Origin of the sequence: Streptomyces sp. NPDC052052 (assembly GCF_040680455.1) — a bacterium.
Taxonomy (GTDB): Bacteria; Actinomycetota; Actinomycetes; order Streptomycetales; family Streptomycetaceae; genus Streptomyces.
Genome location: NZ_JBFAWU010000032.1, coordinates 1 through 14,431, shown reverse-complemented (window position 1 = coordinate 14,431; position 14,431 = coordinate 1). Strand labels below are relative to the sequence as shown.

Below are 14,431 nucleotides of genomic sequence, written 5' to 3'. Positions count from 1 at the left end.
CGAGCGCGCCATCGAGCTGTTGAGTCTGGGCCGCATCTCAGCACGGAATGCCATGCCGGGCCAAGGGGTCGGCTCCATGTCAGGTGAAAAATTTCACAAACATCCCGACCCGTGTGGAGCCCAAGCGGGGCCCGGAGATCAGCTCATGCGCAGGGCGAGGAAGAAATCGAGCTTGTCCTCCAGGCGCGAAAGGTCACGACCCGTCAACTGCTCGATTCGGCCTACGCGGTAGCGCAACGTGTTGACGTGCAGATGGAGGCGGGACGCACAGCGGGTCCAGGAGCCGTCGCAGTCCAGGAAGGCCTCCAGGGTCGGGATCAGCTCCGCGCGGTGGCGTCCGTCGTAGTCGCGCAACGGGTCGAGCAGCCGCGCGGTGAACGCGCGGCGCACGTCATCGGGGACGAACGGCAGCAGCAGCACGTGCGAGGCCAACTCGTCGTGCCCGGCCGCGCAGACCCGGCCGGGCCGGGCCGCCGCCACCCGGCGTGCGTGCCGTGCCTCCTCCAGGGCACCGCGCAGACCCTCGGGGGAGTCCACCACCGCGCTGACCCCCAGGGTCAGGCGGCCGTCGTCGCCGAGGCCCGCGGAGAGCGGCTCGCGGACGGCGGCGAGCAGGGCCTCTGCACGGAGGGCGGGCGCTGCCCCGCCCGCCTCGAACCGCTCCTCGCCCGGGACCGGGACGAGCCGGCCGGGGCCGGGCAGCGGCACGAGGGCCACGGCCTCGTCGCCCGCTTGGGCGACCGCTATCCGGTCGGCGCATTCGGGTCCGGTGACGGCGGGGTCGACCAGGATCTCCTCCAGCAGGGCCTGGGCGACCGAGCCGCTCGCGACGGCGGAGTCGGAGTCGCCGGGGGAGCCGCCGGTCGCGGTGCCCTCCGCGCCGCTCCACTCGACCCGGGCCACCACGACCTGCCAGCACGGTGCCGCTCCCAGCCCCGGGAGCAGCACCGGGGCGGCGACCCTCAGCCTGGCGGCGATCTCGCCGGGCGCGGCGCCCGTCTGGACCAGCTCCACGACCTCCTGGGCGAGCCTGCGGCGTACGGTACGGGCCGCGTCGCGCCGGTCCCGTTCGACCGCGATCAGCTGGGTGACGCCCTGGAGGAGGTCCAGCCGGGCGGACGGCCAGTCGTCCGCGTCGGCCTCGACCGCGAGCAGCCAGTCGGACAGCAGCGACGTGCGCACGTCACGGGAGGCCGGGCCCGCGTCCCGCGCGGCGTTGGGGACCGGGAAGAGCGAATAGGTGGTGCCGTCGACCGTGGTCCGGTGCGGGGCCCGCCGGCCGGTGCGGGTGGCGGTCAGATGGTGGCCGGCCAGCGCCGTGCGGACCGGTCCGGGCAGCGGTGCGTCACTGGCGCCCGCGATCTGCCGCCCGGTGGGGGAGAGCACCCAGGCCCGCAGGTCGAGGTCGGAGCCGAGCAGATCGAGCACCACCTCGGGGCCGCCGCCCGCCGGGCCCGAGGTCATGAGCCTGCGGTGCCGGTCCACGACCGCGGCCAGATCGCCCGCGCGCTCGCCGGACACCTGCCGCACCACATGCTCGGTGATCGTCGCGAACGCCACGGTCTCGTTCACGGCGAACAGCGGCATCCGGTGCCGCTCGCACGCCTCCAGCAGATCGGCGGGGATGTCGCCGAGCTCGGCCTCTCCGGCCGCGAGTCCGGCGACCCCGGCGGTGGCCAGGATCCGTACGAAGGGTTCCGAGTCGGCCGCGTCCCGGCGCCAGGCGAGCCCCGTCAGGACCAGCTCGCCGCCCGACAGATAGCGGCTGGGGTCCCGCAGGTCGGTGGTCATCACGCCGCGTACCGAACGGTCCAGCTCCTCCTCGCCGCCGAGCAGTCGCAGGCCCAGCGCGTCGGTCTCCAGCAGTGCGCGCAGCCGCATCTCGTCGCCGCCGATCTCTTTCGTTGGTAGGTAGGAAAACTGGGTATTGCGGTGAGGTCACAGACCTCCGTCATTCGTTCGAATCTACAAGACGAGGAGATCAGGCGGCCAACTCCTTCATGGTTTCGGTGACTGCACGGGCTGGAAACACGCCTTGTGTACTGGGGCCCCACATTCCGTGGCCGCACGGTGACGACCGGTCGAGGGCCGGCTGTCCCCAGCCCCGGCGAACCCGATCGAGAAGAGAGCCACGCATGGACTTCCTTCGACCCGCCGGCTGGGAGGAGGCACTCGCCGCCAAGGCCGAACACCCCACGGCCGTGCCCATCGCGGGCGGCACCGATGTGATGGTCGAGATCAACTTCGACCACCGGCGGCCCGAGTACCTCCTGGACCTGACCCGGATCACGGAGCTGTCCGAGTGGGAGGTGGGCCAGGAGTCCGTACGGCTGGGCGCCGGCGTCCCGTACACCCGCATCATGGAGCATCTCCGTGACGAGCTGCCCGGACTGGCGCTCGCCTCGCACACCGTGGCCTCACCGCAGATCCGCAACCGCGGCAGCGTCGGCGGCAACCTGGGCACCGCGTCGCCCGCCGGCGACGCCCATCCGGCACTCCTCGCGGCGGGCGCCGAGGTCGAGGCGGCGTCCGTGCGCGGGACCCGGATGATCCCGATCGACGCGTTCTACACCGGCGTCAAACGCAACGCCCTCGCACCGGACGAGCTGATCCGGGCCGTGCACATCAGGAAGGCGGACGGGCCGCAGCAGTTCTCCAAGGTCGGCACCCGCAACGCGATGGTCATCGCGGTCTGCGCCTTCGGCCTGGCCCTGCACCCGGCAACCCGCACGGTCCGCACCGGTATCGGCTCGGCCGCGCCGACGCCCGTACGGGCGAAGGCGGCCGAGGAATTCCTGAACGCCGCGCTGGAGGAGGGCGGATTCTGGGACAGTCGCACGGTCCTTACCCCGTCCGTCGCGCGGCAGTTCGCCGCTCTCGCGGCCGGTGCCTGCAACCCGATCGACGACGTGCGGGGCACCGCGAGCTATCGCAGGCACGCGGTCGGGATCATGGCCCGGCGCACCCTCGGCTGGGCCTGGGAGTCGTACCGCGGCAACGGCCGCACCACCGAAGGAGCCGCCTGATCATGCGCGTCCACTTCACGGTCAACGGCCGCGGGTACGAGGCGGACGACGTCTGGGAGGGCGAGTCCCTCCTCTACGTGCTGCGCGAGCGGATGGGCCTGCCGGGCTCCAAGAACGCCTGCGAACAGGGCGAGTGCGGTTCGTGCACGGTCCGTCTGGACGGTGTCCCGGTCTGCTCCTGCCTGGTCGCCGCGGGCCAGGCGGAGGGCCGCGAGGTCGTCACCGTGGAGGGCCTCGCCGACTTCGCCGCCCACCGCTCCCGCGCCCACCCCGGCCGTGCCTGCGCCACGGGCGCCTGCGGCACCCCGATCGAGGAGGCCCGGCAGTGGCGGGCCGAACCGGGAGGCGAGGAAGCCCGCGAACCCGGCGAACTCTCCCCGGTCCAGCAGGCGTTCATCGACGCCGGAGCCGTCCAGTGCGGCTTCTGCACCCCCGGCCTGCTGGTCGCCGCCGACGAACTGCTGGAACGCAACCCGCAGCCGTCCGACGCGGACATCCGCGAGGCGCTCTCCGGCAACCTCTGCCGTTGCACCGGCTACGAGAAGATCCTCGACGCGGTCCGTCTCGCGGCCGCCCGCGCGGAAGAGGCGGTCTGACCATGGGCGTCACCGGCAACCCCGGCAGCATCGACCAGGGCACCCCCACCGGCACCGGCCCCGGCACCCGCTCCACGGGCGGCATCGGCGAGTCCACCCTGCGGCCCGACGGCATCCTGAAGGTCACCGGCGAGTTCGCGTACGCCTCCGACATGTGGCACGAGGACATGCTCTGGGGCCACACGCTGCGCTCCACCCTCGCGCACGCCGAGATCGTCTCGATCGACACCTCCGCGGCCCTCGCCACCCCCGGCGTCCACGCCGTGCTCACCTACGACGACCTGCCCGCCCCGGTGAAGAACTACGGACTGGAGATCCAGGACACCCCCGCCCTGGCCCACGGCAAGGTCCGTCACCACGGCGAACCGGTGGCGCTGGTGGCCGCCGACCACCCGGAGACGGCCCGCCGCGCCGCGGCGAAGATCATGGTCGACTACCGCGAACTGCCCGTCGTCACCGACGAGGCCTCCGCCACCGCCCCCGGTGCCCCGCTCGTCCACGAGGACCGCACCGACCACCACGCGGGGCACGTACCGCACCCCAACATCGTCCACCGCCAGCCCATCGTCCGCGGCGACGCGGACGCGGCAGCGGCCCGCGCCGATGTGATCGTGACCGGCGAGTATGTCTTCGGGATGCAGGACCAGGCCTTCCTCGGCCCCGAGTCCGGGCTCGCCGTGCCCGCCGAGGACGGCGGCGTCGACCTGTACATCGCCACCCAGTGGCTCCACGCCGACCGGCGCCAGATCGCCCCGGTCCTCGGCCTGCCCGAGGACAAGGTCCGGATGACGCTCTCCGGGGTCGGCGGCGCCTTCGGGGGCCGCGAGGACCTGTCGATGCAGATCCACGCCTGCCTGCTCGCCCTGCGCACCGGCCGGCCGGTCAAGATGGTCTACAACCGGTTCGAGTCCTTCTTCGGGCATGTGCACCGCCACCCCGCCCGGCTCCGGTACGAGCACGGCGCCACCCGCGACGGCAAGCTGACCCACATGAAGTGCCGCATCGTGCTGGACGGCGGCGCCTACGCCTCCTCCTCCCCGGCCGTCGTCGGCAACGCCTCCTCGCTCGGGGCCGGACCGTATGTCATCGACGACGTCGACATCGAAGCCATCGCGCTCTACACCAACAATCCCCCGTGCGGCGCCATGCGCGGCTTCGGCGCCGTCCAGGCCTGCTTCGCCTACGAGGCCCAGATGGACAAGCTGGCCGCCGAACTGGGCATGGATCCGGTGGAGTTCAGGCAGCTCAACGCCATGGAGCAGGGCAGCGTGCTGCCGACCGGGCAGGTCGTCGACTCGCCCGCCCCGGTCGTCGAACTGCTGCGCCGCGTCAAGGCCAGACCGCTGCCGCCCGAGCGCCAGTGGGAGGTGGCGGGCGAACAGGCCGACGTGCGGGCCCTGCCCGGCGGGCTGTCCAACACCACCCACGGCGAAGGAGTCGTACGGGGCATCGGCTACGCGGTCGGCATCAAGAACGTCGGCTTCTCCGAAGGCTTCGACGACTACTCCACGGCCCGGGTGCGCATGGAGGTCATCGGCGGCGAGCCCGTCGCGACCGTGCACACCGCCATGGCCGAGGTCGGCCAGGGCGGGGTCACCGTCCACGCCCAGATCGCCCGCACCGAGCTCGGCGTCGCCCGGGTCACCATCCATCCGGCCGACACCCGCGTCGGCTCGGCCGGTTCGACCTCCGCCTCCCGGCAGACCTATGTCACCGGCGGCGCCGTGAAGCACTCCTGCGAGGCCGTTCGCGAGCAGGTCCTGGAGAGGGGCCGCCGCAAGTTCGGTACGTACCACCCCGCCTGGGCCACCGCCGAACTCCTCCTGGAGAGCGGCAAGGTCGTCACCGACGGCGGCGAGGTACTGGCCGACCTGGCCGACGTCCTGGGGGACGAGGCCGTCGAGGCCGAGCTGGAGTGGCGGCACCGGCCCACCGAGCCGTTCGACCTGCGCACCGGGCAGGGCAACGGCCATGTCCAGTACTCCTTCGCCGCCCACCGCGCGGTCGTCGAGGTCGACACCGAACTCGGCCTGGTCAAGGTCATCGAACTGGCCTGCGCGCAGGACGTCGGCAAGGCCCTCAACCCGCTGTCCGTCGAAGGCCAGATCCAGGGCGGCAGCACGCAGGGGCTGGGCATCGCCGTCATGGAGGAGATCATCGTCGACCCGAGGACCGCGAAGGTGCGCAATCCGTCCTTCACGGACTATCTGATCCCCACCATCCTCGACACCCCGACCATCCCGGTCGACGTGCTCGAACTCGCCGACGGAAACGCCCCGTACGGGCTCCGTGGCATCGGCGAGGCCCCGACCCTCTCCTCGACCCCGGCCGTCCTCGCGGCGATCCGGAACGCGACCGGACGGGAGCTCACCAGGACACCGGTACGCCCCGAGCACATCACCGGCACCTGAATCCGGCGAGCGGGAACCGCACCCGCACCGGTTCCGCCCCTGCGCACACCCGTGGAAGGAGAGACACCGTGCTGGACATCGCCGAGGAGCTCCACCACTGGGCCGAGCAGGGCCGCGACTTCGCCGTGGCCACCGTCGTGGCGGTCGGCGGAAGCGCGCCCCGGCAGCCGGGGGCCGCCCTCGCCGTCGACCGCGACGGCACGGCGATCGGATCGGTCTCCGGCGGGTGCGTGGAGGGCGCGGTCCACGAACTCTGCGGGCAGGCGCTGGACCAGGGCACCACCGTGCGCGCCCGGTTCGGATACAGCGACGACGACGCCTTCGCGGTCGGACTGAGCTGCGGTGGCGTCATCGACATCCTGGTGACACCCATCGGTGCGGACGACCCCGCACGCGACGTGTTCGCCGCCGCGCTCGCCGCCGCCGCACGGAAGGAGGCGGCGGCGGTCGCCAGGATCACCGACGGACCCGCGGAACTCCTCGGCCGCCCTCTCCTCGTCCACCCCGACGGCTCGTACGAGGGCCGGCTCGGCGGACATCCGGAGCTGGACCGCACCGCCGCGGCCGAGGCCCATGCTTTGCTGGAGGCGGGCCGCACCGGCTCCGTCACCATCGGCGCCGACGGCTCGCGCTGCGGACAACCGCTCACCCTGCTCGTCGAGTCGAGCGTCCCCCCGCCCCGGATGATCGTCTTCGGGGCCGTCGACTTCGCCGCGGCGCTGGTCCGGGCGGGGAAGTTCCTCGGCTACCACGTCACCCTGTGCGACGCCCGCCCCGTCTTCGCCACCCGAGCGCGTTTCCCGGAGGCCGACGAGCTGGTCGTCGACTGGCCGCACCGCTATCTCGCGGCGACCGAGGTCGACGCGCGCACCGTCCTGTGCGTGCTGACCCACGATGCCAAGTTCGATGTCCCGCTGCTGGAAAGGGCGTTGAGACTGCCGGTGGCGTACGTCGGGGCGATGGGATCGCGGCGTACCCATCTGGCGCGCAACGAGCGGCTGCGCGCCATCGGCCTCACCGAACCCGAACTGGCCCGGCTGCACTCGCCGATCGGCCTCGACCTCGGCGCCCGCACCCCCGAGGAGACCGCGCTGTCGATCGCCGCCGAGATCGTCGCCGACCGGCGCGGCGGCAGCGGCGCCCCGCTCACGGGGACGCACACCCCCATCCACCGCGAGGGCGGCCGGACCGTGGCCGGAGGCATCTCGCCGGTCGCCTGACCGACTTCCGCACGGACTCCGGGGAGATCGAACGTTTCCGGTCCCTGCTCCGTCCTAGGAGGGAGAAAAGGAGCTGGGAATGGCCCTATGGCGCAGAGCCGAGTCCCCGGACCGTGCACCGACCCTTGTGGAGACGCTGGACAGCGGAAGAGTACGGGCCGTGCTCGCCCTGGGCGGTGTGCCCTGGGACGAGCTCGACGACGGTGTCCAGCAGGTGCGGCTGAAACTGATGGAGGAGGAGGCGAAGCGAGGGCGCCGGCAGATCAGGGAGCCCGCGGCCTGGATCAGTGTCGTCGCGTCGAGGGTGGCGATCGACTGGCACCGCGCACGCACCCGCGACGCGGGACTGCGAGAACGGCTGGCTGCCCGTTGGGAGCAGAACCCGCCCGCCGAACACCCGGAGGAACACCGGCTGCTCGCGCTGACCGTCGCGCAGGGCCTGGACTCCCTGCCCCCGGCCCAGCGGCAGGTACTCACCCTGCGCTTCTACGCCGACCTCACCGTGCGGGACATGGCCGCGCTGCTGGGCATTCCGGAAGGAACGGTGAAGAGCAGGTTGCATGCGGCCGTGACCGCGGTGCGCGCTCGGCTTCGTGAGATGGAGGTGCTCTGACATGCAGACAACGGACGAAGACCGCATCCGCCTGGCCCTGGGCATGATCGGGGCCGAGGCCGCCGGGGACCGTGCCGGAGCGGCTCACACGCCGGTGCCGGTGCCGGTGCCGGTCGCGCCACGGCGTCCGGTACGCCGGGCGCTTCTGCCGGCGCTGATCCTCGCCGCATCGGTCGCCGCCGTCGCCCTCGTTCTCGGGACGTGGACCGACGGGTCCGGTACGCCGTCGCGCAGGACGGCGGGACACGAGGCGGACGCCGGGATGACGTGGGAGGCGGTGGTCCCCTGCACCCGGATGATCGCCGAAGGCGATGTGGTGTCGGTGCGTGAGGCAGCCGGGGCGGGCCGGGTGGTGGTGACCTTCGCCGTCGACGACTGGCTGCGCCCGGCGCGGGGACGGGAGCGGGTCGATGTGGAGGTCCCGGATCCTGCCGCCCAACCCGGCACGGCACGCTGGAAACCGGGCGAGCACCTGCTGCTCGTCGTCTACTCGGCACACGATCAGTTCGCCAGTGACTACCAGGGGGACGAGATCGCGGTGACCCGAGCGGCGATCGAGCCGTACCTGAAGAAGACCGAGGGAAGGGCGTGCGAACTCACCGGCACCTGGCGTGACGCGGGGAAGTGAGCGGTGGGGGTGAGTGGTTGGCGGTCCGCCCCCGGGTGACTTCGCGCGGGGGCCGTCCGGCCGGGCGCCGCGGGCCGGCTGCCGCGACCGGTACGCGACGGAGCCGTGCGGGCAGGGGAGAACGTACCCCCCCGTTCCGCACGGCTCCTCTCATCTCACGGCCCCAGCCGCGCCGTTGTCATGAGTCCGTGGCCTCAGTCCACACCCGGGTCGCTGATCGGCGGGAAGTCCGCGTCCGGCTCCGGCTCCTCCTCCGCGGGATCCGACGGATAGGTGGCGGCGTTGTAGGCCGCGAGCCGGTCGTCCGGGGTGTCCACCTGCGACACTCCGGTGTGCGGTGTGGCGCTGGACAGCGCGGTGGTCATGGCCGTCGCGCTCTTGCCCAGCAGCGAGACGGCGAGCGGACTGAACTCGACATCCGTTGCCTGAAGCGTCACGTTGGCGACGCCCTGGTGCTCGCCCTGGCCGATGACACCGCCGTTGTAGGGCAGGACGCCGGAGGCGCTGGTGAGCCCCCAGCCCTCGCCGGTGCGGTACTTGGTCAGCGGAATGACGTAGGTGTTGCCCGTCTCCAGCCTCGATGAGTCCTGCAGCGCCATCTCGTACTCGACACCCTGGAGGCTCGACCAGCCGGCGGCTCCGACGGTCAGCTGCGAGGGAACGGGGACGGACGGGTTGTAGTCCGGAAGCTTGGTGTTCACCCAGAGAATCGAATTGACGGTGAGCGTGATCGACCGGCCGACCATCAATTCGTCCGAGTCGAGGTCATCCTGGGTGTCCGTCACCTTCTTCTCGCTGGCTACCGTGGCCACGACGACCGCATCCGAGAACGACACGACATCGGATGCGGTATCCGTCGGGAGTGTGTCACTCCCACCGGCGAGAACAATTTTGTCTGCCTGCGGACCGGATGGTCCGAGGAGGCCCGCCGTGGCGCCGATCACTGCGGCGGCGACCATTCCACTCGTCGCCAGAGCAATTCTCACGTAATTTCGCACTGCCAGCCTCACGTATCAGTAAGTGGAGTTGATCAGTTCCTTGTTGCTGGAACCGAGATAGTTGATTCCGTTCAGAGGTGTGACCATGCAGGCGAGGCCGGAATTGGTGTTCTTCACGCGCGGACTCGCGTCCTGGCCATGCGTCAGCCCCACCGCGTGTCCGGTCTCGTGGCAGGCGAGGTTCTTGCTGGGAGTGGCGGTTTTGAAAGCGACGTAGTGCTGGTCGCACTTGCGACTCGTCACGGCGTCGTTGCACCAGGTCACACCGACGACCCCGCTCGGGTACACACCCCAGCTCCAGGTGGGCTTGTAGGCGATGATGTCGGTTTCCGAGTCGCCGGTCTTCACCGGGCTGGAGTGGTAGGAGACGCTGAGGTCCGTCGAGTTGAGGCCGCTCATCGCGGCCCGGACGTTGGAGCGCCCGGTGCTGGTCAGGGAGGACCCCACATATGCCGTGAGGGCGGAGTTGTCCGTCTGGCACATGAGGCCATTCGTGTGCGTACCGTCCCAGCAATTCCAATTCGCATTGGCGGTCGGATACATGTTGTCCGTCACTGCGGCATAGGCCGTGAGTGCGGTCAGGGTGAACACGCCGGCCGTAATGGCGGGAATGAGGACCCGCTTGGTTCGTCCCACTTCCGGGAACTCCCTTCTGGGTGGCTCTATTTCGAAGCCACATCCTCAAGTCGAAAGATCTCCCGGCACAAGATCTCCACGGCATGATGCAGATCACGTTTAATGCATTCCATGTATTGATCGGGCCGAATTTCGCTCTCGCCTCCATGCGTCGATGCTGGTATGGGCGAGAGGTCAGCACAGGCGATTCGGCGGGGATTTTCCGGGAACCTGCTCCTGCGGCGGAGAGTCGACGGCCTTTCGGGGAGATGGTTTCCGGCCAGTCCACCGGTGTTTCCGCGCGATCGGTCCGGCCGCGTCCCCGAATGATTCCGGAGGATGGCGTTCCGTGCGTAGCTCGCAGGCGGTTATGCGCCGTGGCGGTTTTCCGCCCGGGCGGAACGCTGACGGTGCGCCCCGGCTGCCGATAGATGAACGGCATGACATACGCACTCTCGTCCGCCGACGGACGACATCGGCCCGTCCGGGCCGGACGCACGGCCTTGCTCCTGGCCACTTCGGTGGCGCTCGTCGTCGGCGTCGTGCCGTTCGCCGGAGGCGCCGCCCACGCGGCCGAACTCCGCGGCGCGGCCTCCATCGACGCGGACGTCCGCCAGTACGACATCACGCTGCTCACCGGCGATGTCGTCCACTACCAGGACGGTGCCGGCAAACAGGACACCGTCACCGTGGACCGCCCCGACGGAGCGACCGGCGGCGTGCACGTACAGCAGGCGGGCGACGACATCTACGTCCTGCCCGACGAGGTGACCGCGCTGCTGGCGGCCGGAAAGCTGGACCGCCGGCTGTTCAACGTCTCCGCCCTCGCGAGGATGGGGTACGACGACAAGACGTCCGGTGGCATACCGCTGATCGCCACCTACCCGGAGAGCCGCAGCCGTTCCCTGCCCGCCGCTCCGGATGGCGCCAAGAAGACCCGCACGCTGGACAGCATCCACGGCGCGGCACTGAAGGCCGACAAGAGCACCGCTCGGACCTTCTGGAACGACATCTCCCGTACGTCCAAGGCCCGTTCGCTGGACAACGGCATCGCCAAACTCTGGCTCGACGGCCGGGTCGAGGTCGCACTCAAGGACTCCGTGCCGCAGGTCAACGCCCCGCAGGCGTGGGCCGAGGGCTACGACGGCAAGGGCATCAAGGTCGCCGTCCTGGACACCGGCATCGACGCCACCCATCCCGATGTCAAGGACCGCATCCTCGAAACCAAGAGCTTCGTGCCGGGCGAGGAGGTCGTGGACAAGAACGGCCACGGCACGCACGTCGCCTCCACGATCGCGGGTTCCGGCGCGGCCTCGGACGGGGCCAACAAGGGCGTCGCGCCCGGGGCCGGACTGATCGTCGGCAAGGTGCTCGGCGACGAGGGCTCCGGGGCCGACTCCGGCATCATCGCGGCCATGGAGTGGGCCAAGGCCGAAGGCGCCGACGTGGTCTCCATGAGCCTCGGCTCCGACATCCCGGACGACGGCTCGGACCCGATGTCCCAGGCCGTCGACGCCCTCTCCGCCGACGGCGGACCGCTGTTCGTCATCGCCGCGGGCAACTCCTACGACGCCGGCACCATCGGATCGCCCGGTTCGGCCGAGAAGGCGCTGACCGTCGCCGCCGTCGACAAGGAGGACAACCGTGCGTGGTTCTCCTCGATGGGCCCGCTGACCAGGTCCTACGGCCTGAAGCCGGATCTGTCCGCGCCGGGTGTGGACATCAACGCCGCCGCCTCGCAGGCGGTTCCGGGCATCAGTGGGATGTACCAGTCGATGTCCGGCACGTCGATGGCGACCCCGCATGTCGCCGGTGCCGCAGCCATTCTGAAGCAGCGTCACCCCGACTGGTCCGGCCAGCGGATCAAGGACGTGCTGATGAGCTCGTCCAAGGAACTGCCGGACTACACCCCGTACGAGCAGGGCACCGGCCGGCTCGACGTCAAGGCGGCGATCGACACCACCATCGAGGCCACCGGCTCCGTCGCGGTCGCCTCCTACGACTGGCCGCACTCCGACGCCGACCCGGTCGCCCAGCGGACCATCACCTACCGCAACACCGGCGCCCAGGACGTCTCGCTCGACCTGGACACCGGCACGGACACCGACGCCTACACCCTCTCCACGAAGCAGCTGACCGTCCCGGCCGGTTCCACCGCCGAGGCCGTCCTCTCGCTGGACCCGTCGAAGGTCGCGGAGGACACCCAGTTCTCCGGCCAGGTCGTCGCCAAGGACACGGCCGGGACCGTCGTCGCCCACACCGGCTTCGCCCTGGTCAAGGAGCGGGAGCTGTACGACCTGACGATCCGGCTCCGGGACCGTGCGGGCGAGCCGATGGACGGGCTGGTCGTGTTCGGCGCGCTCGGCGACCCGTACATCGGCCTCGTCCAGGTGAACGGCGAGAGGACCCTGAGGCTGCCGCCGGGCAACTACACCACCTGGGCCACCGTGGACGTCGACGGCGACCGCGCCGACTCCCAGGCCCTGGCCTTCCTGGCCGCCCCGGAGACGATCGTGGGGAACAAGGCCACCACGGTCACCCTCGACGCGTCCAAGGCCCACAAGATCGATGTGCGGACCCCGCAGGAGACCGAGACCCGGCAGCTGCGCTACGACATGGCACGCACCTCGCCGAACGGCTTCGTCCAGCGCGACTTCTACCAGCTCCCGATGACGTACGACCAGTTGTGGGCGAGCCCCACCGAGAAGGTCACCGAGGGCAGCTTCTCCTTCCTGACCCGCTGGCGGCAGGGCGAGAAGCAGATCGACGTGACGGTCGGCGGCCGTGATGTGCCGGTGACCGTGCAGAACGGATCGCCGGTCGCCGAGAACAGCAGCCAGAAACTGACGGCTGTCTTCGCCGGAGACGGAGCCGCGGCCGATTACGAGGGCCTGGACGCCAAGGGCAAGGCCGTCGTGATCCGCCACAACGACGCGGTCGCTCCCGCCGACCGGCTCGCCAACGCCCTCGCGGCCGGCGCCACGGCGCTGTTCGTCGTCAACGACGGCCGTGGCGTGGCCATGGAGCGGTACACCGAGTACGGCACCACGGCCGACATCCCGGTCGTCTCGGTCCAGCGGCTGGCCGGCGAGAACCTGATCAAGGAAGCTGAACGGGGTGCCAAACTCGACGTCACCCAGAGGAAGTTCGCCCGCTACCTCTACGACCTGGTCGACCGCCACGACGGCACCATCCCGGACCGCTCGCTGACCTTCGCCCCGACGACCCGTCAGCTCGCCAAGGTGGAGAACACCTTCTACGGCCACCGCGACGTCCTCGGCGGCGGCTACCGCTACGACATCCCGGACTACGGCCCGGGCGTCGGATTCCAGGAGTACGAGAAGTTCCCCGGCACCCGCACCGAGTGGGTCACGCCGCTGCCCGGCGCGTCCTTCTGGTACGAGGAGCACTCCGTCTTCAACGCCGAGGAGACCGGCTTCGCGCACTCGCAGCGGGGCGGGGACGCGGACTACACGGCGGGCCGGACCTACACCGCCGACTGGTTCGCCCCGGTCAGCCGTCCCCGGCTGGGCACCGGCTACTGGGGTCCCTTCCGCAGCGTCTCCAACGACTTCCAGTACAACTTCAGCCCGTGGTCGGACTCCGGAGCAGGGCACGCGGGCGACATGATGGCGGACGAGTACGACACCACCACCATCGCCTTCTACCAGGGCGACCGACTCGTCAGGAAGTCGGCGGGACGGGACGGCTTCGCCTGGAGCCAGTCGCCCGAGACGCTGCCGTACCGCTTCGTCCTCGACTCCACCCGGGACGGGGACGTGTGGAAGGCCTCCACCCGTACGCACACCGAGTGGAACTTCGTCTCCGGCGCCCTGGACGAGAACGGCCCGTACAAGGCCGACATCCCGCTCCTCCAGCTGGACTACAAGGTCGCCACCGACCTGGCCGGCGACGTCAAGGCCGGACAGTGGACCGAGATCGGTCTCAGCTCCGGTACCCAGGAGTGGCTGGCGGACGCGGTGAAGGCGACCAAGGCCACGCTGTCGGTCAGCTACGACGACGGCACCACCTGGAGCGCCGTCGACCTGCACAAGAACGCGGCCGGTTCCTGGACCGCCCGTATCAAGACGCCGAAGACGGGCAGCTCGTCCGTGTCGCTGAAGGCACACGCCGAGGCGGACGGCGGACTCGGCATCGATCAGGAGATCATCCGGGCCTTCGGCCTGAAGTGACCTGCTGAAACGCTCCCCTGAGGGGGCCGTGCACCCCGGACCGGGTCATCCGGCGGGTGTCTTCATGGCAATCACCTCTCTACCAGGGTGCTCCCGTTCCCGCGCTCCTGCACCACGGCACGTGCTGGACG

General features: G+C 70.6%; 10 protein-coding genes. 7 read left to right on the top strand and 3 right to left on the bottom strand.

Annotated features, from left to right (window positions below; translation table 11 throughout):
• Positions 1-138 precede the first annotated feature (138 nt).
• The gene (locus AB0L71_RS29775) at positions 139-1,881 is read right to left on the bottom strand and encodes a PucR family transcriptional regulator ligand-binding domain-containing protein (RefSeq protein ID WP_365248760.1); all 1,743 of its coding nucleotides are present in this window, start codon (positions 1,879-1,881) and stop codon (positions 139-141) included.
• 254 nt (positions 1,882-2,135) lie between these two features.
• Here AB0L71_RS29775 and AB0L71_RS29770 point away from each other — a divergent pair, with 254 nt between their 5' ends.
• The 6 genes from AB0L71_RS29770 to AB0L71_RS29745 all read left to right on the top strand — a co-directional run bounded on the left by AB0L71_RS29770 (position 2,136) and on the right by AB0L71_RS29745 (position 8,494).
• Positions 2,136-3,026, top strand: coding sequence for an FAD binding domain-containing protein (locus tag AB0L71_RS29770; RefSeq protein ID WP_365248757.1), 891 nt, complete (start codon positions 2,136-2,138; stop codon positions 3,024-3,026).
• Positions 3,027-3,028: 2 nt separating this feature from the next.
• Entirely contained in the window at positions 3,029-3,622 is a 594-nt protein-coding gene (locus tag AB0L71_RS29765) for a (2Fe-2S)-binding protein (RefSeq protein WP_365248754.1), read from the top strand.
• Between the two features lie 2 nt (positions 3,623-3,624).
• A complete protein-coding gene (locus AB0L71_RS29760) occupies positions 3,625-6,033 on the top strand; it encodes a molybdopterin cofactor-binding domain-containing protein (RefSeq protein ID WP_365248751.1) in 2,409 nt (802 codons plus the stop codon).
• Positions 6,034-6,101: 68 nt separating this feature from the next.
• Complete coding sequence (locus tag AB0L71_RS29755; RefSeq protein ID WP_365248748.1) at positions 6,102-7,253, top strand: XdhC/CoxI family protein; 1,152 nt, start codon at positions 6,102-6,104, stop codon at positions 7,251-7,253.
• Positions 7,254-7,332: 79 nt separating this feature from the next.
• The gene (locus AB0L71_RS29750; protein ID WP_365248745.1) at positions 7,333-7,866 is read left to right on the top strand and encodes a sigma-70 family RNA polymerase sigma factor; all 534 of its coding nucleotides are present in this window, start codon (positions 7,333-7,335) and stop codon (positions 7,864-7,866) included.
• Position 7,867: 1 nt separating this feature from the next.
• Positions 7,868-8,494 (top strand): hypothetical protein, encoded by a 627-nt coding sequence (locus tag AB0L71_RS29745; RefSeq protein WP_365248743.1) that lies wholly within the window; start codon positions 7,868-7,870, stop codon positions 8,492-8,494.
• Positions 8,495-8,688: 194 nt separating this feature from the next.
• On the opposite strand, the gene AB0L71_RS29740 is transcribed toward AB0L71_RS29745, so the two are convergent.
• Both AB0L71_RS29740 and AB0L71_RS29735 read right to left on the bottom strand, forming a co-directional pair.
• Positions 8,689-9,330, bottom strand: a complete 642-nt coding sequence (locus AB0L71_RS29740) for a hypothetical protein (protein ID WP_365248740.1) — start codon at positions 9,328-9,330, stop codon at positions 8,689-8,691.
• A 177-nt stretch (positions 9,331-9,507) separates the two neighbouring features.
• Positions 9,508-10,128: a hypothetical protein gene (locus tag AB0L71_RS29735; RefSeq protein WP_365248737.1), complete on the bottom strand. Its 621-nt coding sequence runs from the start codon at positions 10,126-10,128 to the stop codon at positions 9,508-9,510.
• A gap of 419 nt (positions 10,129-10,547) precedes the next feature.
• Here AB0L71_RS29735 and AB0L71_RS29730 point away from each other — a divergent pair, with 419 nt between their 5' ends.
• On the top strand, positions 10,548-14,300 hold the full coding sequence (locus AB0L71_RS29730) for a S8 family serine peptidase (protein ID WP_365248734.1): 3,753 nt from the start codon (positions 10,548-10,550) through the stop codon (positions 14,298-14,300).
• Positions 14,301-14,431: the final 131 nt, after the last annotated feature.